The 23,946-nt window shown below is 37.0% G+C and carries 29 protein-coding genes; 28 read left to right on the top strand and 1 reads right to left on the bottom strand.

Going from position 1 to position 23,946, the window contains the following annotated elements; all coding sequences use genetic code 11:
• Positions 1-119 precede the first annotated feature (119 nt).
• The 18 genes from rpmH to cphA all read left to right on the top strand — a co-directional run bounded on the left by rpmH (position 120) and on the right by cphA (position 16,775).
• The gene (gene rpmH / locus JJQ93_RS10060) at positions 120-254 is read left to right on the top strand and encodes a 50S ribosomal protein L34 (RefSeq protein ID WP_013789130.1); all 135 of its coding nucleotides are present in this window, start codon (positions 120-122) and stop codon (positions 252-254) included.
• Positions 255-305: 51 nt separating this feature from the next.
• Complete coding sequence (rnpA, locus tag JJQ93_RS10055; protein ID WP_085113248.1) at positions 306-644, top strand: ribonuclease P protein component; 339 nt, start codon at positions 306-308, stop codon at positions 642-644.
• The gene (gene yidD, locus JJQ93_RS10050) at positions 641-850 is read left to right on the top strand and encodes a membrane protein insertion efficiency factor YidD (RefSeq protein WP_045411109.1); all 210 of its coding nucleotides are present in this window, start codon (positions 641-643) and stop codon (positions 848-850) included. Before rnpA ends, yidD begins: the two co-directional genes overlap by 4 nt.
• Before the next feature lie 14 nt (positions 851-864).
• Positions 865-1,521: a YidC/Oxa1 family membrane protein insertase gene (locus JJQ93_RS10045; RefSeq protein ID WP_274893681.1), complete on the top strand. Its 657-nt coding sequence runs from the start codon at positions 865-867 to the stop codon at positions 1,519-1,521.
• Positions 1,487-2,107 (top strand): RNA-binding cell elongation regulator Jag/EloR, encoded by a 621-nt coding sequence (gene jag, locus JJQ93_RS10040; RefSeq protein WP_274893680.1) that lies wholly within the window; start codon positions 1,487-1,489, stop codon positions 2,105-2,107. Before JJQ93_RS10045 ends, jag begins: the two co-directional genes overlap by 35 nt.
• 96 nt (positions 2,108-2,203) lie before the next feature.
• A complete protein-coding gene (gene mnmE / locus JJQ93_RS10035; protein ID WP_085113245.1) occupies positions 2,204-3,580 on the top strand; it encodes a tRNA uridine-5-carboxymethylaminomethyl(34) synthesis GTPase MnmE in 1,377 nt (458 codons plus the stop codon).
• A gap of 8 nt (positions 3,581-3,588) precedes the next feature.
• Positions 3,589-5,460, top strand: coding sequence for a tRNA uridine-5-carboxymethylaminomethyl(34) synthesis enzyme MnmG (gene mnmG, locus JJQ93_RS10030; RefSeq protein WP_085113244.1), 1,872 nt, complete (start codon positions 3,589-3,591; stop codon positions 5,458-5,460).
• 5 nt (positions 5,461-5,465) lie between these two features.
• A complete protein-coding gene (rsmG, locus tag JJQ93_RS10025) occupies positions 5,466-6,188 on the top strand; it encodes a 16S rRNA (guanine(527)-N(7))-methyltransferase RsmG (protein ID WP_085113243.1) in 723 nt (240 codons plus the stop codon).
• Positions 6,189-6,205: 17 nt separating this feature from the next.
• Complete coding sequence (locus JJQ93_RS10020; protein WP_085113242.1) at positions 6,206-6,652, top strand: NUDIX domain-containing protein; 447 nt, start codon at positions 6,206-6,208, stop codon at positions 6,650-6,652.
• A gap of 107 nt (positions 6,653-6,759) precedes the next feature.
• Positions 6,760-7,563: a nucleoid occlusion protein gene (gene noc / locus JJQ93_RS10015; protein WP_085113241.1), complete on the top strand. Its 804-nt coding sequence runs from the start codon at positions 6,760-6,762 to the stop codon at positions 7,561-7,563.
• Positions 7,564-7,651: 88 nt separating this feature from the next.
• Positions 7,652-8,431 carry a ParA family protein gene (locus JJQ93_RS10010; protein ID WP_085113240.1) on the top strand — a complete coding sequence of 260 codons (780 nt, stop codon included), beginning with the start codon at positions 7,652-7,654 and terminating at the stop codon, positions 8,429-8,431.
• Positions 8,424-9,263 (top strand): ParB/RepB/Spo0J family partition protein, encoded by an 840-nt coding sequence (locus tag JJQ93_RS10005; RefSeq protein WP_085113239.1) that lies wholly within the window; start codon positions 8,424-8,426, stop codon positions 9,261-9,263. Before JJQ93_RS10010 ends, JJQ93_RS10005 begins: the two co-directional genes overlap by 8 nt.
• 97 nt (positions 9,264-9,360) lie before the next feature.
• Entirely contained in the window at positions 9,361-10,659 is a 1,299-nt protein-coding gene (hydE, locus tag JJQ93_RS10000; protein WP_274893679.1) for a [FeFe] hydrogenase H-cluster radical SAM maturase HydE, read from the top strand.
• Positions 10,660-10,682: 23 nt separating this feature from the next.
• Positions 10,683-11,828, top strand: coding sequence for an aminotransferase class V-fold PLP-dependent enzyme (locus tag JJQ93_RS09995; RefSeq protein ID WP_274893678.1), 1,146 nt, complete (start codon positions 10,683-10,685; stop codon positions 11,826-11,828).
• Positions 11,829-11,857: 29 nt separating this feature from the next.
• Positions 11,858-12,361, top strand: coding sequence for a DUF4446 family protein (locus JJQ93_RS09990; RefSeq protein ID WP_085113236.1), 504 nt, complete (start codon positions 11,858-11,860; stop codon positions 12,359-12,361).
• A gap of 7 nt (positions 12,362-12,368) precedes the next feature.
• Complete coding sequence (locus JJQ93_RS09985) at positions 12,369-13,241, top strand: diacylglycerol/lipid kinase family protein (RefSeq protein WP_085113235.1); 873 nt, start codon at positions 12,369-12,371, stop codon at positions 13,239-13,241.
• An 85-nt stretch (positions 13,242-13,326) separates the two neighbouring features.
• Positions 13,327-14,148 carry a cyanophycinase gene (locus JJQ93_RS09980; protein WP_085113234.1) on the top strand — a complete coding sequence of 274 codons (822 nt, stop codon included), beginning with the start codon at positions 13,327-13,329 and terminating at the stop codon, positions 14,146-14,148.
• Positions 14,148-16,775, top strand: a complete 2,628-nt coding sequence (cphA, locus tag JJQ93_RS09975; RefSeq protein WP_085113233.1) for a cyanophycin synthetase — start codon at positions 14,148-14,150, stop codon at positions 16,773-16,775. Before JJQ93_RS09980 ends, cphA begins: the two co-directional genes overlap by 1 nt.
• 1 nt (position 16,776) lies before the next feature.
• Here the strand turns inward: cphA and yyaC are convergent, their stop codons facing one another.
• A complete protein-coding gene (gene yyaC, locus JJQ93_RS09970; RefSeq protein ID WP_085113232.1) occupies positions 16,777-17,331 on the bottom strand; it encodes a spore protease YyaC in 555 nt (184 codons plus the stop codon).
• A 137-nt stretch (positions 17,332-17,468) separates the two neighbouring features.
• On the opposite strand from yyaC, the gene JJQ93_RS09965 reads away from it, so the two are divergent.
• The 10 genes from JJQ93_RS09965 to rplI all read left to right on the top strand — a co-directional run bounded on the left by JJQ93_RS09965 (position 17,469) and on the right by rplI (position 23,915).
• The gene (locus JJQ93_RS09965; RefSeq protein ID WP_085113231.1) at positions 17,469-18,002 is read left to right on the top strand and encodes a CvpA family protein; all 534 of its coding nucleotides are present in this window, start codon (positions 17,469-17,471) and stop codon (positions 18,000-18,002) included.
• 17 nt (positions 18,003-18,019) lie between these two features.
• Positions 18,020-18,898, top strand: coding sequence for a mechanosensitive ion channel family protein (locus JJQ93_RS09960; RefSeq protein WP_274893677.1), 879 nt, complete (start codon positions 18,020-18,022; stop codon positions 18,896-18,898).
• Entirely contained in the window at positions 18,882-19,088 is a 207-nt protein-coding gene (locus tag JJQ93_RS09955) for a DUF951 domain-containing protein (RefSeq protein WP_013789109.1), read from the top strand. The genes JJQ93_RS09960 and JJQ93_RS09955 overlap by 17 nt, the downstream gene beginning before the upstream one ends.
• 65 nt (positions 19,089-19,153) lie before the next feature.
• Entirely contained in the window at positions 19,154-19,441 is a 288-nt protein-coding gene (gene rpsF, locus JJQ93_RS09950) for a 30S ribosomal protein S6 (protein WP_085113229.1), read from the top strand.
• A 21-nt stretch (positions 19,442-19,462) separates the two neighbouring features.
• Complete coding sequence (locus JJQ93_RS09945) at positions 19,463-19,909, top strand: single-stranded DNA-binding protein (RefSeq protein ID WP_085113228.1); 447 nt, start codon at positions 19,463-19,465, stop codon at positions 19,907-19,909.
• A 12-nt stretch (positions 19,910-19,921) separates the two neighbouring features.
• Positions 19,922-20,188 carry a 30S ribosomal protein S18 gene (gene rpsR / locus JJQ93_RS09940; protein ID WP_085113227.1) on the top strand — a complete coding sequence of 89 codons (267 nt, stop codon included), beginning with the start codon at positions 19,922-19,924 and terminating at the stop codon, positions 20,186-20,188.
• Between the two features lie 61 nt (positions 20,189-20,249).
• The gene (locus tag JJQ93_RS09935) at positions 20,250-20,546 is read left to right on the top strand and encodes a MazG-like family protein (RefSeq protein ID WP_085113226.1); all 297 of its coding nucleotides are present in this window, start codon (positions 20,250-20,252) and stop codon (positions 20,544-20,546) included.
• 22 nt (positions 20,547-20,568) lie between these two features.
• Positions 20,569-21,468, top strand: coding sequence for a DUF2232 domain-containing protein (locus JJQ93_RS09930; protein ID WP_274893676.1), 900 nt, complete (start codon positions 20,569-20,571; stop codon positions 21,466-21,468).
• A gap of 36 nt (positions 21,469-21,504) precedes the next feature.
• On the top strand, positions 21,505-23,472 hold the full coding sequence (locus JJQ93_RS09925) for a DHH family phosphoesterase (RefSeq protein WP_274893675.1): 1,968 nt from the start codon (positions 21,505-21,507) through the stop codon (positions 23,470-23,472).
• Positions 23,472-23,915 (top strand): 50S ribosomal protein L9, encoded by a 444-nt coding sequence (gene rplI / locus JJQ93_RS09920; protein WP_045411044.1) that lies wholly within the window; start codon positions 23,472-23,474, stop codon positions 23,913-23,915. Before JJQ93_RS09925 ends, rplI begins: the two co-directional genes overlap by 1 nt.
• Positions 23,916-23,946 lie beyond the last annotated feature (31 nt).

The following is a 23,946-nucleotide window of genomic DNA, read 5'->3' as shown; positions in this document are numbered from 1 at the left end:
ACAGTCGCTGAATAAAACTTTTTAATATGTTAATAACATTAGTGGATTAATTTATTGACATGCAAATAAATAAACGATATAATCTTATTAGCATTTTTATGGTTTTAGGAGGTGTAGTAGTGTTACGTACACATCAGCCAAAAGTAAGGCATAGAAAAAAGGAACATGGATTTAGAAAAAGGATGTCTACGAAAGATGGTCGTGATGTTTTAAGAAGAAGAAGGAGAAAAGGTAGACATAGGTTGACAGCATAAGGAAGGCCTTAATGGGCCTTTTTTGCAATCGGAGGTTTATAAATTTATGATATGATGAAGATAAAACGCAGTAGAGACTTTAAGAATGTTTATAGTCATGGGAAATCTGTTTCTAATCAATACATCGTCATGTATTTTTTAGAGAATGGTTTGGATGCCAATAGAGTCGGATTTTCTATCAGTAAAAAAATAGGTAAAAGTGTAGTTAGAAATCGCTATAAGAGGTTATTATATGAAAATTTCAGGTTGTTAGATGGTGATTTAAAAAAAGGATACGACATTATTTTTATTGCCAGAAATAAAATTGTAGAGTCAGATTTTTATACGTTAGGAAATGCTATGAGAAGGCTTCTTAAGAAATCTTCTCTTTATATGGTGAATGATAAATGAAATACATTTTCATATATTTAATAAAGTTTTACCAAAAATTCATATCTCCAATGAAGCCAAAATCCTGTAGGTTTTATCCGACTTGTTCTCAATACGCTATCGATGCCATCATGAAGTATGGCATTTTGAAAGGTGGAATTATGGCTTTGTGGAGGATATTAAGGTGTAATCCCTTTAATCCAGGTGGATACGATCCTGTAAAATAGCTAGGAGGTTTAAAATGGCATCAATTGGTATGTACCTTGGCCAGTTATTGAAATTTATATACGATTTTGTTGGAAATTATGGTGTAGCCATAATCATATTTACGATTCTCATAAGGGTTGTCCTTTTGCCTTTTTATGTCCAGCAGATGGGGACAATGAGAAAGATGAAAGAAGTTAGTCCTTTAGTTGAAGAAATCAAGAAAAAGTATGCTAAAGATCCCCAAAAGATGAATGAAGAGATGATGAAGTTATATAAAGAAAAGAACGTAAATCCTATGAGCGGTTGTCTGCCGATGCTTCTTCCTCTTATAATACTTTGGCCGCTTTTTGCTATGCTTAGAAGCTATCCTGCGTTTAGCACGGCTTCATTTTTATGGCTTAAGAGTTTAGCAGCAAGAGATCCTTATTTTATATTGCCAATATTGTCGGGTGTTACTACTTATATTTCCTCTGCGATGATACAGACAGACAACAATCAGAAGTCGATGAATCTTATAATGTCTGCTTTTATGATATGGATAACTGTTTCACTGCCTGCTGGTGTAGGAATATACTGGGTTACCAGCAATATCTTTCAGATTGTGCAGCAGTACATCTTTTTAAGACCTACCGAACCAATGAAGGGAGAGTCTTCAAATGAGGGAAATAATAAAAACAGGAAAGACGGTTGATGAAGCTTTAAATGCTGGACTTTCAGAGTTAGGTATAACGAGGGATTTGGTGGACGTAGAAGTAATAGACGAAGGCAGTAAAGGATTTCTGGGTTTATTGGGCAAACAGGCAATAGTGAAGATAATAGTCAAAGATGTCTTCAAGGAAAACATTAAAAGGTTTTTAGACGGATTGATAAGTTTTATGGGCATAGATGTCGCTTACGACATTGGCGAAAAAGATAATACGATATTGGTAAATTTAAAGGGAAAAGGCGTTGGTCTGCTGATAGGGTACAGAGGAGAGACATTAGATTCACTGCAGTACCTTGTATCTTTAGTGGCCAATAAAAATAATATAGAAGGCGCGCACAAGAGAGTTCTATTGGATGCGGAAAATTATCGCGAAAAAAGAGAGAAGGTACTCATAAATTTGGCAAATAAAATTGCCAGGAAGGTAAAGCAGGAACATAGAAGCATCACATTAGAGCCTATGAATGCCAACGAGAGGAGAATAATTCATTTGGCTTTGCAAGATGATCCTGATATAGAGACATTTAGCGAAGGCGATGAACCAAATAGGAGAGTGACGATATCTTTAAAGTAGCGGATACCCAAAAGGGTATTTTTTCTTTTATCTTATTGTAAAATAATATTTGGTGTTATATTATCATACTGAAGATTTGAAAGTTTGGTGGTTAATGTGATAGATGATACAATTGCTGCAATTTCGACTCCGATAGGTGAAGGTGGTATTTCCATCATAAGGATAAGTGGCAGTAATGCAATAAAAATAGTTTCCGGTATTTTTAAGTCAAAGCGAAACGTGGATTTGAAAAATGTTAAGAGTCATACGGTTCATTACGGTTTTATTTGCGATATGGAAAATGACGAGATATACGATGAAGTTTTGGTAAATGTCATGAGAAGTCCTCATACTTATACTAAAGAAGATGTGGTAGAGATAAATTGTCATGGAGGTTATATTCCCGCTAAAAGAATTTTAGAGCTTGTACTCAGAAATGGCGCAAGGCTTGCTGAACCTGGTGAATTTACAAAGAGGGCTTTTTTGAATGGAAGATTGGATATATCACAGGCGGAAGCCGTCATAGACATAATTAGATCTAAGACAGATCTATCTAATAAATACGCTTTGATGCAGCTTAATGGAAGCGTCAAAGAAAAGATCACAAAGATAAAAAATGATCTTGTGGCGCTTATTGCACATATATTTGCACTCATGGATTTTCCTGAAGAAGACGTGGAGTTATTTAATGATGGTGAACTTATAGATGGCATTAACAAATCAATCAGAGAAATTGATGAGATACTTAAAACATCTGAAAAAGGCAGAATCATAAGGGAAGGGCTTAACACAGCAATAATTGGGAAACCTAATGTAGGCAAATCATCGCTTCTAAACGCATTGTTAAATGAAAACAGAGCAATTGTGACAGATATACCAGGCACAACACGAGACATCATCGAAGAACATTTAAGCATAAAAGGCATACCTATAAACCTCATAGATACAGCAGGCATAAGGCAGACTGATGAGATCGTGGAGAGAATCGGTGTCGAAAGAAGCAGAGAAGCTATAGATAAGGCTGATTTGATAATGTTCGTTTTTGATGGTTCACGGCCTTTGGAGAAAGATGACTATGAGATACTTAAGCTAATAGAGAATAAGAAGATCTTATATATCTTAAATAAGATCGATTTGCCTTCTGCAATTGACATACATGAAGTTGATAAGTTATCAGGTGGAAGATATGTGAAACTGTCATCTGTCACAAAAGAGGGGTTAGAAACATTAGAAAATACTGTATACAATATGGTTATGGTTGATGGTTTATCCCACGACGAGTTTTTGTTGACAAACATGAGACACAAAGAGGCCTTAATTAAAGCGAAAGAAAATTTGGTGTCGTGCCTTAAGACGATAGAAAGTGGTCTGACGGAAGATTTTGTATCGATTGACTTAAATGCTGCAATAGATCATTTAGGTTTGATAACTGGTGAAACTGCAAATGAGGATTTGATAAATGAAATATTTGAGAGATTTTGTGTTGGAAAGTAGGTGTAAGGATGGTATACGATGCAGGTTCATATGATGTAGCTGTAATAGGTTTAGGCCATGCTGGATGTGAAGCAGCTTTAGCTACCGCAAGACTTGGCCTAAAGACAGTCGCTTTTGCTATAAATTTAGATTCTATTGCTTTGATGCCGTGTAATCCTGCTATAGGTGGGCCGGCTAAGACTAACCTTGTGAGGGAGATTGATGCGCTTGGTGGTCAGATGGCCATAAATACCGATTTGACATTGATACAGGAGAGGACATTAAATACCAGCAAAGGTCCTGCTGTAAGGGCTTTAAGGGCACAATCTGATAAAAAAAGGTATCAATTTAATATGAAGTATACGCTGGAGAAGCAGGAGAATTTAGACATAAAACAGGCAGAAGTTGTAGATATAGAAGTGGAGGATGGACAAGTTAAAAGCGTTATTACAAAGACAGGCGCAAGGTATCTTTGTAAGTCTTGTATTGTTACGACTGGCACATACTTAAGAGGTAGGATAATCATCGGTGATGTAAGCTACAGCGGTGGGCCTAATGGATTGTTTCCAGCTAATGAGCTTTCTAAGTGCTTTGAAAGGCTTAACATAAGATTGATGAGGTTTAAGACAGGTACGCCGGCAAGAGTTGACAAAAAATCTATAAATTTTGATGCGATGGAGATTCAGCCTGGTGACGATAAGATAACGCCTTTTTCATACATGCACGATGAGATAAATGTTGAGCAAATTCCATGCTGGCTTACATACACAAACACAAAGACGCATGAAGTGATAATGAAAAACATAGACAGATCTCCTCTTTACAGTGGTGAAATTAAAGGCGTTGGACCGAGGTATTGCCCATCTATTGAGGATAAGGTGGTCAAGTTTCCCGATAAGTTGAGGCATCAGCTTTTTATTGAGCCAGAAGGAAGAGATACAAATGAAATGTATGTTCAAGGCATGTCATCAAGCATGCCTGAAGATGTCCAGATAGAATTTTTAAGGACGATTAAGGGATTGGAAAATGTTAAGGTGATGAGGCCGGGATATGCCATCGAATATGACTGCATAGATCCCACTCAGTTAAAGCAATCTTTGGAGTTAAAGACTATTTCAGGGTTATTTTTTGCAGGACAAGTAAACGGTACGTCAGGATATGAGGAAGCTGCTGCACAAGGACTTATGGCAGGCATAAATGCCGCTATGAAGCACTACAATAGAGAACCATTTATATTGGATAGATCTGAAGCGTATATAGGCGTATTGATCGATGATCTTGTAACTAAAGGAACAAATGAGCCGTACAGAATGTTGACGTCAAGGGCGGAATACAGGCTTATTTTACGGCAGGACAATGCCGACTTTCGCTTAACTGAGAAGGGAAGGCAGATAGGATTAGTCGATGATGAAAGATACAATAGGTTTTTAAGCAAAAAAGCGCAGTACGAAAAAGAGATGGAAAGATTGAAAAGCACCATGATAACTCCAAGCCATGATGTAAATGAGTATTTAAAGTCAAAAGGAAGTTCACCTATCGTCACAGGGATAACCATGTACGATTTACTAAAGAGGCCTGAGATAGATTATGTTTCGTCGAAAGCGATTGATATTGGTAGGCCGGATAATATTAGAGACGATGTGGCTTTTCAGATCGATATAAACATAAAGTATGAAGGTTATATAAAGAAGCAAATGGAGCAAGTAGAGAAGTTTAAGGCATTGGAAAATAAAAAGATCCCGCCTTGGATAAATTATGACGACATAAAAGGAATAAGCATTGAAGCAAGACAAAAATTAAAAAGCATCATGCCTACATCTGTCGGTCAAGCATCCAGGATTTCCGGCGTTTCACCAGCAGATATTTCTGTCATCTTAGTTTATTTGCAGTCAAGGAGATAAGGTATATGAACAGAGAATACATTGATATGCTTATAAAAGGTGCTGATGATTTAGGAGTAGAACTTAATATGTTCCATGTGGAACAATTCTTAAAGTACACTGATCTTCTTTTAGAGTGGAATGAGAAAATGAATTTAACGGCTATTACAGAAAAAAAGGAAATCATCATTAAGCACTTTTTAGACAGCTTAACCGCATCAAAGTGTAAAATAATAAAGGGCGATGAAAGAATAATCGATGTAGGCGCAGGTGCTGGTTTTCCATCAGTTCCTATTAAAATTCTTTATCCGTCTTTAAAGCTTACTATAGTCGATTCTTTAAAGAAGAGGACAGTATTTCTAAATGAATTGGCAAGCTATCTTAATTTAAAAGACGTAGAAATCATACATGGAAGAGCGGAAGACTTAGGCAAAGATAGGGATTTTCGCGAGAAATACGACATATCATTATCGAGGGCTGTTGCACAACTAAATGTGCTAATAGAGTATTGCATACCTTTTACGAAGGTTGATGGATATTTGATAGCATATAAAGGGTCTAATGCAGATGAGGAAATAGCTGCATCGCAAAATGCCTTAAATGTTTTAAGGTGTAAGGTGGAAAATGTCCTTGATGTCACATTGCCTTACACCGACATTCACCATAAACTTGTCTTAATAAAGAAGTTGGATGCTACTGATAGTAAATACCCGAGAAAGCCAAAATCGATTGAAAAGTCACCACTTTAAAGAAAGGGTAATGATTTATGAGTGATTTTAGGGTTTGTCTGTTAGTTTCAAGAGGCGTTATCATTAAAGACGGCAAAGTTCTTCTCGTGAAACATCAGACGGAAAATGAGGTAGGATGGGTCTTTCCAGGAGGACGTGTTGAGGAAAATGAGTCCCTTGTAGAAGCGTTGGTGAGGGAATGCAAGGAAGAGACAGGATACGATGTGGTGGCTGATAGTGTCTGTTATCTTGAAGAATACCTTATTTACTACGCTACATACTTTAAGTGCAGAATTGTAGGTGGTGATTTGAAGTTAGGTTCTGATCCTGATATGCCTAGAGAGCACCAGGTGATTAAAGACGTAAAATGGATTGACGTATCACAATTTGATAGTTTAGACATATATCCAGAAGGGCTTAAGAAGATGATTATGGACGGAAGCATTAAGGATCAAAACATAAGATTGCCTGAAATATACAGATAAAAAATCGATAAAAATATTAAGGATAATAATGGAATTATAGGAGGAATTTTGATATTATTGTAGAATATATATAATATAATCTATTGTTTTACGAAGAGGTGTTTTTTATGGTGTCGATAAAACAGCAGGAAATAAAGTACTTGCCGATAGATCTTATTAGACCAAATCCATATCAGCCTCGCAAAATCTTTGACACTGCTAATCTGCAAGAGCTTTGCGATTCTATAAAAGCTTATGGTGTGATACAGCCAATAAGCGTGAGAGTCGTAAATGGCAATTCGTATGAGCTTATATCTGGGGAAAGACGGCTAAGAGCATCAAAGCTGGCGGGTCTTACGACGATTCCCGCTATAGTGTTTGAAGCATATGATGAGGATTCTGCAGTAATCGCTTTAATAGAAAACTTGCAAAGAAAAGACCTGAATTTTTTAGAAGAAGCTGAAGGATATTACAATCTAATAAATGACCACAATCTAACTCAGGAAAAATTGGCTATTATGCTGGGGAAAAGCCAGTCTACCATTGCCAACAAGTTGCGACTTCTAAAGCTTAGCGATGATATAAAGGCTAAATTGATAGAGCACAATTTGACTGAACGGCATGCAAGAGCTCTTTTAAGGCTTCCAGATGAGGAGATGCAGAATAAAGCCATCGACATAATCATAAAGAAAAAGTGCAATGTTAAAGAAACAGAGAAAATTGTACAAGACATGATAAACAAGATAACGATGGAAGAAGATAAAAAGCAAGAAAAAAAGAAGATGATGAGGTTTTATAAAGACATAAGAATCTTTGTAAATACAATAAAGCAAGCTATTACAATAATGAAAAATTCAGGTGTCGATGCTGAATACACTGAGCTTAATGAAGATGACTACATAGAATTTAAGATAAGGATTCCTAAAAAGTAATTTTTAATCACCCCGTATCATAATTTAACTTTTGTTCCACATGGAACAATGCTATAATAAAAATATGATAAAATTGCGGGGTGATAAATTGGGCAAAGTAATAGCTGTGGCAAATCAAAAAGGCGGCGTTGGCAAGACTACGACAACTATAAATCTTGGCTATTCTTTATCTGCTGCTGGCAAGAAGGTGCTGTGCGTTGATATGGACCCACAAAGCAATATGACCAGCGGATTTGGAATAGATAGTTCATCTATTAACTGCACTACGTATAATATTTTAATTGAAGGAAAAGACATAAGAGAAGCGTACATAAAGTTAGAAGATATGAGCGGAATTACCATTGTACCTTCCAGCATACAATTGGCAGGTGCAGAGATAGAGCTGGTGCCGATGCTATCCAGAGAATTTAGGCTTAAAAATTCCATAAATGAAATAAAAGAGGATTTTGACTATATTTTAATTGATTGTCCTCCATCTTTGGGACTCTTGACAATAAATGCATTGACGGCGGCGGATTCTATTTTAGTTCCTATACAATGTGAATACTATGCGCTGGAAGGATTAACACAATTAATGAACACTATAAATCTGATAAAGAAAAACATAAACCACAGTTTAGAAATCGAAGGTGTTGTTTTGACTATGTTTAATGCTCGGACAAACCTATCGATACAGGTTGTTGACGAGGTGAAAAAGTATTTTAAAGGGAAAGTGTACGGGACCATAATACCGAGGAACATAAGGTTAGGTGAGGCGCCAAGTTTTGGAAAGCCTATTTCTCTTTACGATCCACATTCAAAAGGTGCTGAAGCTTATGAGGAGTTGGCCAAGGAATTAATTGAAAGGAACGGTGAGGCAGGTGAATAACAAAAGAGGGCTTGGTAGAGGTTTACAAGCTCTTATACCAGAGATAGATGAAGAAAGCGCGAAAGGCGTTGAAAGCATTAAGATTTCGGATATTGAGCCAAATCAATTTCAGCCAAGGAAACATTTTGATGACGAGTCTTTAAAAGAATTATCCGATTCCATAAAAGAACACGGTATTATACAACCTATAATAGTCAGAAAGAACGATTTTGGGTATCAGATTGTGGCTGGTGAGAGAAGGTGGAGGGCGGCAAAGTTAGCGGGGCTTAAAGAAGTACCTGCTATAGTGAAAGATTTTGATGATCAAAAAGTGATGGAAATAGCCCTTATAGAGAACCTTCAGAGAGAAGACTTAAATCCAATTGATGAAGCAAAGGCGTATAAATCTCTAATGGAGCAATTCAACCTGACACAGGAAGAAATATCGAAAAGGGTGGGGAAAAGCAGGTCATCCATCGCTAATAGCATAAGGCTCCTAAACTTGGATGAAGAAGTTCAAAATATGTTGATGGAAGGCAAAATAACGACGGGACATGCAAAAGTTATATTGGCCTTGCAGGACGCTGAGAAGCAAAACATGATAGCTAAGAAAATAGTGGACAAGAACCTAAATGTGAGAGATACTGAAAACCTCATAAAAGAAGTCACATCGTCTAAGAAGAAAAAACGAAAAGAAAGCGACGCATACATAAAAGAGATAGAGGATAATTTCTGCAGATTCTTTGGCACAAAGGTTAAAATTATCCATGGAAAAAACAGGGGAAAAATATTGATAGAATACTATGGAGATGAAGATCTGTCGAGACTTGCTGAACTCATAATAGATAGGTAATCTCAATGCATTTGTAAAAACAAATGCATTTTTCTATTGTAACAAAGGCCAAATAAATATAAAATATAGATATATGAATGAATTTAAGGTGATGTAGATGGAACATTGCATAATAATCTGCAATTCAACGCAGCACATGCTTAATGCAGATAAGATATTAAAGGAAAATAGTATTAAAACAGAATTGATACCAGCTCCAGCAGAGTACGGTTCTGTATGCAGTACCGCAATTAAAATTGATGCATATAATGTAGATGTAGCAGAAAAGCTCCTAAAAATAAATTCCGTATCAGTAAAAGGTATATATCCATATAAAATTAGGAAATTAGATGGCTTGTTAGAAATAATAAATAAAGGATTAAATAGGGACATAAAAGCTGTCTTAGAAAAAGTGGAAAAAGGCATAGAGCTTACAGAAGATGATATAGTTTTGCTGCTTAGTGCCGATGGTGATGAGAACTTAAGTTCTATATACAAAGCTGCCGATGAGATGAGGAAAGCGGTTGTAGGTGATGTAGTCGACATAAGGGCTGCAATAGAATTTTCTAATATCTGTAGAAAAAATTGTCTATACTGCGGCTTAAGGAGAGACAATTTAACTGTTGACAGGTATAGGATGTATGTAAATGAGATAGTTGAAACTGCAAAAGAACTAAAGCAGATGGGGATAAAGACGGTTATTCTTCAATCAGGAGAAGATCCATGGTATACAGAAGATAAAATAATTGAGATAATAAGAAAAATCAAGAAAGAGACTAACATGCGGATAACATTAAGCATTGGTGAAAGGACTGAAGAAGAGTACCAGCATTTTAGGGAAGCTGGTGCAAACAACTTCTTGCTAAAAATAGAGACTACAAACAGGGAGATATTTAAAAACATACATCCTGATGATGACTTTGACTACCGCGTAAAATGCAGCCAATGGCTTAGGGGAAACGGATATATAAATGGCAATGGAAACATAATAGGTCTGCCTGGTCAGACAGCGAGAGACATTGCAAGAGATATTCTTTTCTTTAAAGAGATGGGCATTCACATGGTGGGCATTGGTCCTTTCGTGCCTGCTGCAGGTACGCCTTTAGAAACGTATCCGCATGGAAGCGTCGATATGACCCTTAAAACTGTTGCTGTTACAAGGCTTGTACTAAAAAATGTCTTTATTCCAGCCACGACTGCATTAGCTACCGTTGACAAAGAAGCCCAAGTAAAGGCTTTGATGGCTGGCGCAAATACTATCATGCTTATATCTACCCCTTCAAAGTACAGAAGCAGGTACAGGATTTACAGCAATAAAAACATGGTAGATCTTAAGACGGCATACATGGCTATCGTAAAAGCCGGTAGAAAATTGCCTCCTTATATAAATAAAGAGTATATAAAAGAAATAGTATAGAAAAGTCGATAGGAGGGTTATCATTGATTTATTTTGACAATGCAGCTACATCGTATCCTAAGCCTGAATCAGTCTATGATGAGATTGATAGAGTGATGAGATACTGTGGCAATCCAGGCAGAGGAAGTCACAGGTTGGCAATAGAATCTGGAAAGCACATATTGGAAGCCAGACAGGAACTTTGCAATCTATTTAATATAAGCGATCCAATGAGGATAGTCTTTACGCTTAACACGACGGATTCATTAAATATTGCCATAAAGGGAATTTTAAACGAAGGCGATCACGTTATAACGTCCAGCATGGAGCACAATTCAATGATAAGACCGCTTATTGCGCTGAGGGATAGGAATTACATCGATTTGACTGTAGTCAAATGCGATGAAAAGGGAAATATCGATGTGGAGGATGTAAAGAAATCCATAAAGAAAAATACAAAACTGATCGCCATGATCCATGCATCAAACGTTACTGGCACGCTGATGCCAATAAGGGAAATAGGTAGTATTGCCCGGGAAATGGGTATATATTTCCTTGTGGATGCTGCCCAGACTGCAGGCAGTTATCCTATTGATGTAGAGAGAGACAATATTGATTTATTAGCATTTCCTGGCCACAAATCCCTGTTAGGCCCTCAAGGTACCGGTGGGCTTTATGTGGGAGACACAATAAAACTTAAGACGATAAAAGAAGGTGGGACAGGTAGCAATTCGGAAAACATACATCAGCCTGATATGATGCCTGATATGCTGGAAAGTGGCACGCCAAATACGCCTGGAATTGCAGGTTTGAAAGAAGGCGTAAGATTTGTGAGAAGTGTAGGGGTAGAAAATATTTTTGAACACGAAAGGATGCTTGTCAGGAGATTTATAGATGGTGTAAAAGAAATTCCTAATCTTATCTTATATGGAAACGAAGATTCGAAAAAACGAGTTGGCGTCGTTTCAGTCAATATCAAAGATATTGATTCTGGTGAGGTAAGCTATATATTGGATAAGGCATTTGATATAGCGACGAGGTCTGGACTCCATTGTTCATCTTTGTCACATCAGACAATAGGCACTATAAAGACTGGAACCGTCAGATTTGGAATAGGTTATTTCAACACAGAAGATGAAGTTGATAAAGCTGTTGAAGCACTTTATACTATAGCAAAACAGGCCATTTAAATAATCTTTATATGCGGAGGAAAAAAACTATGCAGGAACTTATGATGATGCTCAATAAAAATATGGATTTACTTGTATTATTTGCGATTGTCTTAGGATTAATAGATTTTATAGTGGTCATTGTGATTAATTCAAAATACACAAAATTGAAAAATAAATATAAAAAGCTTATTAAGGAATTGGAGATGGGGGATGTAGTAGATCTTTTGGCTAAAAATATAAGCAAAAACGACGAGTTTAACGAGAAGTTGGAGAAGTTCAGAAAAGAGCTAAGCATGATAGACAATGAAATGAAAGCATCTATAAAAAAGGTTGGAATCGTAAGGTACAATGCTTTTAATGATGTTGGATCTGATTTAAGCTTTTCGATAGCTCTTTTAGATAGCGATGACAATGGAATAGTAATATCAGGTATCTATGGAAGAAATGAAACAGCCACATTTGCAAAACCTATAGTCAAAGCACAATCAAATTATCCTCTGTCTGCTGAGGAGATACAAGCCATAGATAAGGCAAGAAAAGGCCAGAGGTGAGGATAATTTGATCGCCTTTATTGTAAACCCCACTGCTGGCAATGGCAAGGCATACAGGATGATTCCTAAAATAGAGAAGTATATGAATGAGAAAAACTTAAAGTACAAGTTTTTTATAACAAAATATCCCGGACATGGCACTATACTGGCAAGAGAAGCTGTAAAAGATGATTTTGAAATCGTAGTAGCAGTAGGTGGCGACGGGACAGTTCATGAGGTCATCAATGGCATAAAGGATTCAGATGTAGCACTTGGCATAATACCTTTAGGTACTGGCAATGATTTTGCCAGGTATTTCCGCATTCCAAAGGACGTATATAAGGCATTGGAAATTCTGTTAATGAAAAAGACAAAGTTTATCGATAGCGCTGTCATAAACAAGTACATTACATGCAACAATGTGGCAAATATAGGCATCGATGCAGACGTTGCGGTGCAAGTAACCAGATTTAAAAGATTTGTCAGTGGAATTTTAGCTTATACATTAAGCCTTATAAATGTACTTTTTAAATACAAGCCATACAACGTAAAGATCGATATAGACGGAAAGATGATAAAGAGAAGGATAATGTTAGCTGCATTTGGCAATTGCAGCTTTTACGGCGGTGGATTTAAGATTTTGCCTGACGCCAATCCTGATGATGGATATTTAGATGTGATAATCGTAAATGAAATCAGCAAATTTAAGCTGCTTTTCTTGCTTCCTATGGCCATCTTTGGGAAGCACACATCGTTGAAATGTGTTGAAACTTATAAAGCCGAGAAAATACATATAGACGCTGAAAAAGAGTTGGCGCTTTGTGTTGACGGGGAAGTCATTTTATCAAACACAATAGTGCTTAATGTGAAAAGGAATTCTGTAAAAATTTGTACGAATTAAATAAAAAAGTATATTGTTAAAAAACTTCAGCCATACTATATATGGTTGAAGTTTTTTATTTTTTAACTTCTTTGGAGGCGTATAGATGGATGAAATAAAAACAGGGAAACTGATTATAATAGGTGGAGCAGAGGACAAAAAAGATAAATGTGTAATTTTAAAAGAAGTGATAAAGCTATCAGGTGGTGAAAATGGCAGGATTGTGGTGATGACTACAGCCACAGAAAAGCCACAAGAGGTAGGTAAAAATTATGTGGAAATTTTTAAAAGGCTAGGAGCTGGGATCGTAGAAACTGTAAATATAGATTCAAGAGATGATGCAAAAGATGAGATTGCCTTAGAAAAGCTTAAAAAAAGCACATGTATTTTCTTTACAGGTGGAGATCAATTAAGGATCACAAGCATACTTGGCGGAAGCGGTATAGACAAACTATTGAATGAACTTAATAAGCGGAAAGGGACTCTAATAGTTGGCACAAGCGCAGGTGCTTCCGCTATGTCAGGGACAATGATAATAGGTGGAGACGACGAGGAAGCCCCGAGAAAATGCACCATAAACATGGCTTCAGGATTGGGACTTTTGAATAACGTCATAATAGATCAACATTTTGCACAAAGAGGCAGGATTGGAAGACTGCTTACGGCCATAGCTGAAAATCCCAACAATCTTGGAGTAGGAATAGATGAGGATACTGCCATAGTTGTCGATGGCGACAAGTTTAAAGTCATTGGTTCAAATGCAGTGACTGTTGTAGATGGAAGGACGCTAAAAAATACAAATGTATCGGAATCAAGTCCTGATGAGATACTATCATTGACACATGTTACACTGCATATACTCCCATCTGGATATGGTTTTAATATCATGCTGAGGGAGCCTTTTAAATACAATGAGGAGGATAAATAATGAATATAAAGGACATAAAGGTGTATCGAGGCAGAAACATATACTGCCATAGACCTGTTGTAAAGATGGTAGTTGATACAGGTGATCATGATATACCTACGAAAGACATACCTGGATTTAATGAGAGGCTTGTAAAAACAATCCCAGGTTTAAGCAAACACTGCTGTTCATACGGCTATGAAGGCGGATTTATAAAAAGGCTTGAGGAAGGGACGTATCTTCCCCATGTGACCGAGCACATAATACTGGAGATACAAAATATGCTGGGCTATGATGTGAAGTTTGGGAAAGCGCGACTTATTGATGGGCACATGTACAATGTCATTTTCGAGTACGAACTGGAAGAGTGTGCATTAAGATCTGCAAAGTTAGCAGTAAAAATGGTAAATAAATTTATAAACGGCGAAGACTTCGATTTTCAGCAGGAGTTGGAGCAGATTAGAAAAGTCGTCGTAGAAGTGGAATTGGGGCCAAGTACGATGGCTATAAAAAAAGCTGCTGAAGAAGCATCAATACCTGTGACGCGAGTGGGAAATGGCAGCATATTGAGGCTTGGGTATGGCCGCTATCAAAAGATGATAGAAGGTACCATAACGCAAAATACCAGTTGCATTGCTGTAGACATCGCATGCGACAAAATTCTTACGAAAAAAATAATCAAAGAATATGGATTGCCAGTGCCTGAAGGAGATGTGGCGTACAATGAAAATGACGCTATTGCCATAGCTGAGGAAATTGGATATCCAGTTGTAGTTAAGCCTTACAATGGCAATCAAGGAAAAGGCGTCTTTTTAAACCTTTCTAACAAGGAGGAACTTATTGTTGCTTACAGAAATGCTAAAAATATAAGCGATATCGTCATAGTGGAAAAGCACATCAAAGGAAAGAATTACAGAGTTTTAGTGGTAGGCGACAGAGTGGTGGCAGTGGCTGAGAGAATACCTGCAAGAGTATTAGGAGATGGCGTACATACGATAAGAGAACTGGTGGAGATAGAAAATGAAAATCCTTTAAGAGGTGTAGGACATGAAAAGCCTCTTACAAAGATAAATATAGATAACATTTCTCAATTTGTCTTAAAAAAGCAAGGTTATAACATAGATGATATTCCCAAAAAAGGCGTGTATGTTTATTTTAGAGAAAGCGCCAATTTAAGCACTGGTGGAACGGCAGTAGACAGGACAAAAGAAATACATCCAGACAATATTGAGATAGCTGTAAGAGCAGCTAAAGCCATAGGACTTGATATTGCAGGAATTGATATCACTATGGAGAATATATCGCTGCCTTTAAATAAGGAGAATGGTGCAATAATTGAAGTCAATGCAGCGCCTGGAATAAGGATGCACCACTATCCGTCACAAGGGAAACCAAGAGATGTAGCTAAGGCAATAATAGATATGCTTTATCCTAAGGGAAGCAAAGCTACTATACCAATAATATCAGTGACAGGGACGAATGGAAAGACCACCACTGTGAGGATGATATCACATATACTTAAGATATACGGTTATACAGTTGGCATGACTTCAACAGATGGCATCTACGTAGACGATGTCTGCATATACAAAGGCGATAATTCGGGGCCGAAAAGCGCCAGAACATGCCTTGCAGACAAAAACATCGATGCAGCAGTATTAGAAACCGCCAGAGGCGGCATAGTGAGAGAAGGCTTAGGATATGATTTAGCTGATGTCGGCATAATCACAAACATATCAGAAGATCATCTTGGGATAGATGGTGTTGAGACATTGGAAGATCTGGCTTTTGTAAAATCACTGGTGGTGGAGGCAGTAAAAAAGGATGGCTATTCTGTGTTAAATGCAGATGATCCTATGACACCATACATAGCGAAAAGAGCAAAGGGAAAGATCATATACTTCTCCATGCACGAGAACAACTTGACTATAAAAAGACATCTTGAAAATGGTGGTATATCTGTATATTTAAAGGACGACACTATAGTCATAGCAAATGGCGAAATCATACCTGTTGTGAAGATCGATGAGATTCCAGCAACGTTAAACGGCAAAGTCTTGTACAATGTGGAAAATGCCATGGCATCAATTGCTGCATGTTATGGAATAAAGGTTCCAGTCAACGTCATATCGAGAGGCATTAGGTCTTTTTACTGCGATGAAAACCACAATCCAGGCAGATTTAATATATTTAACATAGGAAGCTTCAGAGTGTTGGTGGATTATGGCCATAATATTGATGGAATAAAGAAAGTGATAGAATCTGCCCGAAAGCTAAATCCAAATCGCTTAATCGGCGTCATAGGTGTGCCTGGGGACAGAAGCGATTCAAGCACACTGAAGGTTGGAGAGATATGTGGAAAAGGGTTTGACAAAATCTACATAAAAGAAGACATAGATTTGAGAGGAAGAAAACCTGGCGAAGTAGCAAAACTTCTTGAGATAGGCGCCTTAAAAGGTGGAATTTCTAAAGAAGATGTAAAGGTGATTTTAAAAGAAGTAGATGCACTGAAATCGGCCATGTATGAAGCGATGCCAGGCGATTTGATAGTCATATTCTATGAAAAGTACACACCGATAATCGATGCCATAAACAACTTCATAAGATTAAGCCAATTTAATATTGATGAAAGCAAAGAAAGGGCGTAAATCACGCCCTTTCCTTGCGGTCTATGATGTTCATTATAGATTGTGTTATGCCGTACGTTATTATATCTGCCATTTTCATAACGATATTAAGCCTCGTATTCTGCAGAACCATAAATTCCATAAAACCTGATATATTTACTATTCCGGTCACATACATGTTTCCGATAGGAGGCAAATCCTTAGAAACACCTGCGCCAGGCTTTATAGATCCTTCACCTATTGATATGCACCCTACGTGGTTTAATGAGCCAAGACATGCGTCTACAGCGACTATAAAAGGATTTTTATGTACTTTGTTTATCGTATTTAAAGTTTCATTTAAGTTTTTAGCGTGGACAGGTTCATTTAATGTGCCGTATATGCCTATTTTATCGGAGAAATAGTTTTTTAATTTGTATCCCACGATAGGTCCCAGGCTATCTCCTGTGGATCTATCAGTGCCAATACATACTATTACAAATTCATCCTTAAAATTAAACAATTTATTAAAACATCTTGAAAATTCAAGGCTAAAATCGCTGTAACAAGTTTTGTCATTTATGTTTATCAGTTTCATTGTAGCCCATCTCCTTTAAGCAATCTCATATTTATTTTTCACAATTTTTACCTTGTTAATACATTGACGACATTTTAGGTTGAAAAGCTGGGTAGATATGTGTATTATAATAGTAGTTGCACTTTAAGGTGGTTTATATGAATATTGTTGATATGGCAATACTTTTAATAATAGCCTATTTCATATATACTGGCTTCATCAAAGGATTTATCATGACGTTGTACGGGATGGCCAGCATTGTGCTATCATGGATTTTGACTAAAAGATTTTATCCAGTTGTAGAACAATTGATATTGAGAAATAATAAATTGGTAAGTCTTATAGTGAAGATCACAGGATACGGTGATGCGATTTTAAGCGGTGCATCGACGAAGATGATTGTTATATTGATTAGTTTTGTATTTACGTTTTTGCTGTCTTTGCTGTTTTTGAAAGCTGTTGCAGTAACTATCAATAAGTTAATGGATTATCCAGTTATAAGGACTTTCAACAGAGTCGGTGGTGGAATTTTAGGCGCTATAGAAGGATTTGCATTTCTATTTTTGCTGTTTGGATTGTTAAGTGTAGTAAATGGCATGCTGCCATTAAGTTATTGGACTTACATAGAAAAGTCTCAATTTGCAAAGCTGTTTTTGACAAACAAGGACTTTATTAAATTGCTTTTGCTTTAAATGAAAGGATGTTTAAATTGGAGTACATAAGTAGACTTTACGATCAAATACTGAAGCTTTACGATATAAAAATTTTTGGAAATGCTTTTGACATAATAAAAGTCATAATAATAGCCTATATTGCCAAAAAGTTGGGGTATCTTTTAATCGATCGATTTTATGTGATGCAAGAGAAGTCAAAGCTTCAATTTTCCGAGCGAAAAGTAAAGACTCTTTCTTCACTTACGAAGAATATTTTAAAGTACGTCATATATTTTGTGGCTGTTTATTCTATTCTTGAGATATTAGGGCTTAAGATGGGTTCCATATTGGCTGTTGCTGGTATAGGTAGCCTTGCCGTAGGATTTGGAGCCCAAAGCCTTGTGAAAGACGTCATTACCGGGTTTTTCATAATATTTGAAGACCAATTCGGAGTAGGGGACTACATAACAATAAACAACTTATCCGGCACTGTTGAGGAGATCGGACTTAGAGTCACAAAAATAAGGGATTTTTCGGGTGATTTAAACATCATACCAAACGGAGAGATAACATCTGTGACAAACCATTCAAAGGGTGCCATGAGAGCACTTGTGGCTGTATCCGTATCTTATGAAGAAGATGTAGATAGGGTCATAGAAGCCCTTAATGAGATATGTGACGAAATGAAAAGGGACAGAACTGACCTTTTAGATGGCCCAAAAGTCCTTGGAATAACAAATTTTAAAGACTCTACAGTGGAAATAACTGTAGTAGCAATGGCAAAGCCAATGCAGCAGTGGGCTGTTGAAAGGGATCTAAGGTACAGGATTAAGAAGCTTTTTAAGGATTACAATATTGATTTGCCATATCCTCACATGAATATATCAATCGAAGACAAAGATAAAAAGGGTGATGTCAGTGCCGAAAGAGATTAACGTAGGTGATATTGTAAAAATGAAAAAGGTCCATCCTTGCGGCAACGATGAATGGGAAGTGCTTAGGGTAGGAATGGACATAAGGATAAAGTGTTTAAAGTGCGGCAGGATGGTTTTAATGCCAAGGCCAAAATTTGAAAAAGGAATGAAAAAAGTAATAAAAACTGTTGAAAAACCAAATGAACAATGATAAAATAACAATATGGATTGCCGCCTTGCCCAATAGGGCCGTAAAGTCCATAAGGAGGTGAAAGAATGAGAGCGTATGAAACAATATTCATAATTTCTCCAGATGTAAATGACGAGGCAAGACCTGCTTTAATTGAGAAGTTTAAAAATCTCATAACAGAAAAAGGTGGAGAAATTACTAATGTGGATGAGTGGGGCAGGAAGAAGCTTGCATATGAAATCGATAAGAAAACTGAAGGATACTACGTATTGATGAACTTTACAAGCGATGTAGATGTCCCACATGAACTTGAAAGAGTATACAAGATCACAGACGGTATATTGAGATACTTGATCGTGAAAGTTGATAAATAATGAACGATAGGTGGGTTAATGATGTTGAATAAAGTTATATTAATAGGCCGTTTGACTAAAGATCCTGTCCTTAAGTATGCTTCTGCAAACATGGTTCCTGTGACCACATTTACACTTGCCGTCAACAGGAATTACACACAGCAGAACGGAGACAGGTTGGCTGATTTTATACCCATCGTTACGTGGAGAAAACTGGCAGAAGTTTGCGGAAATAATCTTAAAAAGGGAAGATTGGTGGCTGTGTCCGGCAGCATTCAAACTCGCACATGGGATGATAATAGCGGCAATCGCCACTGGGTTACAGAAGTTGTGGCAGACGAAGTTAAATTTTTGGACTCAAATAAATCCAGCGGTAGCGATCCTATGCCAGATCTAAGTAAGGATATTCACAATTTTGATATCGACTTAGATGGCGGCGATTTTGATGGATTTAGTCCGGTAGAGTCAGAGGATGATCTTCCATTCTAAGGAGGGTAGATGATGTCAAACAACAATAACAATTCTAAGGAGAATTCCGCTCAAAAGAGGAAAAATAGAAAAGCTAAGAAAAAAGTATGCGCTTTTTGCGCTGACAGGATAGATTATATAGATTACAAGGAAGTCGGCAAGCTTCGCAAGTATATAACTGAAAGAGGCAAGATACTTCCGAGAAGAATAACAGGAAACTGTGCTATACATCAAAGGCAACTTACAGTTGCTATAAAAAGAGCGAGACAGATTGCACTACTACCATATACAGCCGAATAATGATATAATATAGAGAGGGTCAAGCCCTCTCTTGTTTTTCATGTGTTTAAGGTGGGATATTATGGAGAATAATTTTGATATAACGAGAAATATTAAAAGCTTGGAAAATTTAAAAGTTGAGCTTTTATTGAAAACTGCATCAGTTTTTAAAAATTTTAATAATGACGATTTGCCTCAAGAATTGATAGACGACATATGTCACGTAATCATAATAGGGTATCTTCTTGGAGACAAATTAGGGTATGATTTTAGAGAAATCGATGAGGAAATTTTAAAGAGGATAAAATCCATTTCGGCAGACATAGAAGAAGACTCTCAAAATTACAGAAAACTGGCGGAGTACCTTAAGAAAAGGTAAGATAGTGCATGGAGGATAAAAAATGAGCAGCAAAAACATGGTAAATGGAGCTTTAATGGTGGCTGTAGCGGTTATAATGGTTTTGATTGGGTCATATGTACCGCCGCTTTTTTTCGTATTGTTTTTTGTGGCAGTACCTGTAAGCATGGTGATAATAAGGAGCAATAGTTTGCTGTACGGTATCTTGACCACAGCTTTAATTTTTATTGCTACATTTTTGTTTACAGACATAATCACAGCTTCAATTGTGGCTGCGTTAAGCGCTATAGGGATTGCAATGGGATATTTTATAAAAAGTGGTAGCACTCCTCAGGATGTGGTGATTGAAACTGGTGCAATATCTTTGGCAGGTTTTGTAGGAGTATTGTATGTTCTTAAAATATTTGGTATAAATGTAATAAGTAGTATTTTAAGTAACTATCAGCAGATTGGGAATCAGGTATTAGACATATACAAAAACTCACCTGATGCAGCTTATGTAAAAAGTATGGTAAGTTATACATTAGAGTCTTTAAAGATGCTTATGCCATCTATTTTTGTCATAATGATTGCCCTTATCGTCTTAGCTAACTACATACTTCTTTCAAGGATATTGGCAAAGGAAGGCAAAGTAAAGAAATTACCTCCCTTCATGTTTTGGAGGATGCCTTACATGACGGGATGGATTTTTATAGGTGCTCTTTTGTATCAGTATTTTGTAAACTCCAGCGTTGTGGCATCTAATCTGCTGTTGCTTCTATCTATTGGGTTTACCGTAAGCGGCCTTTCATATGTAAAATACTTTATGACAAAGAGATTTAATGTAAGCTCTTTAATAACCGATGTGATATTAGTGGCTTTGTTTATGTTTCCGATTACTTTTTCGCTGATGACGCTACTGGGGGTCATAGATACAAGCATGAACTTGCGAAGATTTACGTGATATGGTTTTTGTATCATGGTTTAAGGGGATGTATTCATGTTTGATAAAAAGAATTATAAGTTAATATCCTCTGTAAGCTTATTAAGCATCATTTTATCGGCAGTGCTTGCTTTCGTACTCTTGTACTATAATGTCTACATCAGCATTGTATCGATGGTTCTTTTGGCGTACATTTTGTATGTGGAATACAGAGGGGCAAAAAAGAAGCGGACAGAATTTGACAAGTACATTGAAAGGCTCTTTTTTAGCGTCGATAAGGCATCAGGCAATGTACTACCACTTTTGCCTATACCTGTAGCATTGATGAGGGAAGATGGGAATATCGTCTGGTACAATTCTTGTTTTGCCCAAACTTTTGAGGATAAAAAGGATATAAACAATGTTTTTTTAAAATACGCAAAGTCGAAAAAGGATGAAAAGTATCACTTCAGGATTGGCAATAAATACTACTACATGATAAGCATCATCTCTAAAACCAAAAGAAGAAAATCTAAAGACGGCGAAAACTACTACAATGTCTTCATCTTTGACGAAACTGATTACATGGAAATATCGAAAAAGCTTGTAAGCTCTCAACCTGTCTTAGGCTACATACTTGTAGATAATTACGAAGAAGCTTTGCAGTCTGCAGATGATCTAAATAAGCCTGTTGTGGCTGCAGAAATAGAAAGGCGATTGAACATTTGGATTCAATCAATGAATGCCTATATAATAAAGTACGCCAATGACAGGTACATCTTTGTGACGCAAGAGGCGGATTTGAAAAATCTTGAAGAAAATAGATTTGAGATACTTGACTTTATAAGAGATATAAATGTAGGAAACAAAATACCGATTACCTTAAGTATAGGTGTTGGTGCAGATTCACCTGAATTTGCGAAATTAAATGAGTATGCTGTGTCTGCCATTGATCTATCATTAGGCAGAGGCGGCGATCAGGCCGTAGTCAAAAGAGGCGAGAAAATCCTCATATATGGAGGAAAGACACAGGCTGTAGAAAAGAGGACAAAAGTAAAGGCGAGGGTTGTGGCACATGCCATAAGAGAACTTATTGAAGATTCATCAAATGTTTTGCTTATGGGGCACAATTTTATGGATTTTGACTCATTAGGTGCCGCAATAGGCATGTATAGGTGTGCTGTGTCTTTCGGCAAAGATGCAAAGATAATTTTAGACAAATCAAATCCGGCTATAGAAACCCTTTTAGAGAAGATAGAGAAAGACGAGGAGTACGCAAATCCTTTTATCGATGTAGGCAATGCCAAGAGCATGGTCAATCCAAAGACGCTTCTTATCGTCGTTGATGCCCATAGACCCAGCTATCTTACGTACCCCGAATTAATAAACATGGTGGATAGGATAGTAGTTATCGATCACCATAGGAGAGGAAAAGAATTTATCGACAAGGCATTGCTTATTTACTTAGAGCCATACGCATCATCTACATGTGAACTTGTAACTGAGATATCACAGTATATAAAAGACAAGATTGATTTAAAGCCGATAGAAGCAGAAGCGCTTTTGGCTGGAATAACGGTTGACACGAAAAATTTCACATTTAGGACAGGTGTAAGGACATTTGAAGCTGCATCTTATCTTAGAAGAAAGGGTGCCGATACTATATCTGTAAAGATGCTGTTTCAAAATGACTTAAAATCGTATATAATAAAATCTACGATAGTAAAAAATGCTGAGATAACAGAAGAAGGAATAGCGATTGCAGTAAGCCCTGATGAGACGGACAATGTCATAGCTGCACAAGCTGCAGATGAACTTCTCAACATAAAAGGCGTTCAGGCATCTTTTGTCGTATTTAAAAGGCATGACGATGTGGCCATAAGCGGAAGATCGATAGGGGATATAAATGTTCAGGTAATACTGGAAAAATTGGGCGGCGGCGGTCATTTGACTGTGGCAGGTGCTCAGGTCAAAAAGCCTATTAAAAATGTCGTAGATGATTTGAAGACAGCCATAGATGAATATTTTAAGGAAGGTGAATCGTAATGAAAGTGATTTTGCAAAAGGATGTAAAGGGTATAGGCAAAGCAGGCGACGTAGTAAATGTAAGTGACGGTTATGGTAGAAATTATCTTTTGCCTCGTGGACTTGCTATAGATGCCACGAAGTCAAACATAAATGTTCTCAATGAAAAGAAAAAAGCGGAGGAAAAGAAAAGGCAGAAAGAGGTAGAAGCTGCACAAGAGATGGCTAAAAAGCTTTCGCAGGAGTCCATCGTGCTTAAAGTAAAAACGGGCGAAAACGGCAAATTGTTTGGATCTATAACGTCAAAAGACATACAGGATGAGCTTAATAAAAAAGGATATGATATTGACAAGAAGAAGATAAATCTTCCGGATTCTATAAAGACAATCGGCACTTATAACGTAGACATCAAAATATACCCCGGCATACAAGCAAAGGTAAAAGTAGATGTTGTAGGACAATAATTACTCAAGTTTATTCAGGACTTGGAGTGAA

The sequence above is a fragment of the Thermoanaerobacterium sp. R66 genome, assembly GCF_028895185.1.
In the GTDB taxonomy this organism is placed as follows: Bacteria; Bacillota; Thermoanaerobacteria; order Thermoanaerobacterales; family Thermoanaerobacteraceae; genus Thermoanaerobacterium.
The sequence above is the reverse complement of the archived record's forward strand: the minus strand, read 5'-3'. Positions and strand labels throughout refer to the sequence as shown.

What these genes read in the sequence shown, in the direction of transcription:
- rnpA (WP_085113248.1), top strand. Translation starts at nt 306, where the DNA reads ATGATGAAGATAAAACGCAGTAGAGACTTTAAGAATGTTTATAGTCAT.
- yidD (WP_045411109.1), top strand. Translation starts at nt 641, where the DNA reads ATGAAATACATTTTCATATATTTAATAAAGTTTTACCAAAAATTCATA.
- JJQ93_RS10045 (WP_274893681.1), top strand. Translation starts at nt 865, where the DNA reads ATGGCATCAATTGGTATGTACCTTGGCCAGTTATTGAAATTTATATAC.
- jag (WP_274893680.1), top strand. Translation starts at nt 1,487, where the DNA reads ATGAGGGAAATAATAAAAACAGGAAAGACGGTTGATGAAGCTTTAAAT.
- mnmG (WP_085113244.1), top strand. Translation starts at nt 3,589, where the DNA reads ATGGTATACGATGCAGGTTCATATGATGTAGCTGTAATAGGTTTAGGC.
- rsmG (WP_085113243.1), top strand. Translation starts at nt 5,466, where the DNA reads ATGAACAGAGAATACATTGATATGCTTATAAAAGGTGCTGATGATTTA.
- JJQ93_RS10020 (WP_085113242.1), top strand. Translation starts at nt 6,206, where the DNA reads ATGAGTGATTTTAGGGTTTGTCTGTTAGTTTCAAGAGGCGTTATCATT.
- noc (WP_085113241.1), top strand. Translation starts at nt 6,760, where the DNA reads ATGGTGTCGATAAAACAGCAGGAAATAAAGTACTTGCCGATAGATCTT.
- hydE (WP_274893679.1), top strand. Translation starts at nt 9,361, where the DNA reads ATGGAACATTGCATAATAATCTGCAATTCAACGCAGCACATGCTTAAT.
- JJQ93_RS09990 (WP_085113236.1), top strand. Translation starts at nt 11,858, where the DNA reads ATGCAGGAACTTATGATGATGCTCAATAAAAATATGGATTTACTTGTA.
- JJQ93_RS09980 (WP_085113234.1), top strand. Translation starts at nt 13,327, where the DNA reads ATGGATGAAATAAAAACAGGGAAACTGATTATAATAGGTGGAGCAGAG.
- cphA (WP_085113233.1), top strand. Translation starts at nt 14,148, where the DNA reads ATGAATATAAAGGACATAAAGGTGTATCGAGGCAGAAACATATACTGC.
- yyaC (WP_085113232.1), bottom strand. Translation starts at nt 17,331, where the DNA reads ATGAAACTGATAAACATAAATGACAAAACTTGTTACAGCGATTTTAGC.
- JJQ93_RS09965 (WP_085113231.1), top strand. Translation starts at nt 17,469, where the DNA reads ATGAATATTGTTGATATGGCAATACTTTTAATAATAGCCTATTTCATA.
- rpsF (WP_085113229.1), top strand. Translation starts at nt 19,154, where the DNA reads ATGAGAGCGTATGAAACAATATTCATAATTTCTCCAGATGTAAATGAC.
- JJQ93_RS09945 (WP_085113228.1), top strand. Translation starts at nt 19,463, where the DNA reads ATGTTGAATAAAGTTATATTAATAGGCCGTTTGACTAAAGATCCTGTC.
- rpsR (WP_085113227.1), top strand. Translation starts at nt 19,922, where the DNA reads ATGTCAAACAACAATAACAATTCTAAGGAGAATTCCGCTCAAAAGAGG.
- JJQ93_RS09935 (WP_085113226.1), top strand. Translation starts at nt 20,250, where the DNA reads ATGGAGAATAATTTTGATATAACGAGAAATATTAAAAGCTTGGAAAAT.
- JJQ93_RS09930 (WP_274893676.1), top strand. Translation starts at nt 20,569, where the DNA reads ATGAGCAGCAAAAACATGGTAAATGGAGCTTTAATGGTGGCTGTAGCG.
- JJQ93_RS09925 (WP_274893675.1), top strand. Translation starts at nt 21,505, where the DNA reads ATGTTTGATAAAAAGAATTATAAGTTAATATCCTCTGTAAGCTTATTA.
- rplI (WP_045411044.1), top strand. Translation starts at nt 23,472, where the DNA reads ATGAAAGTGATTTTGCAAAAGGATGTAAAGGGTATAGGCAAAGCAGGC.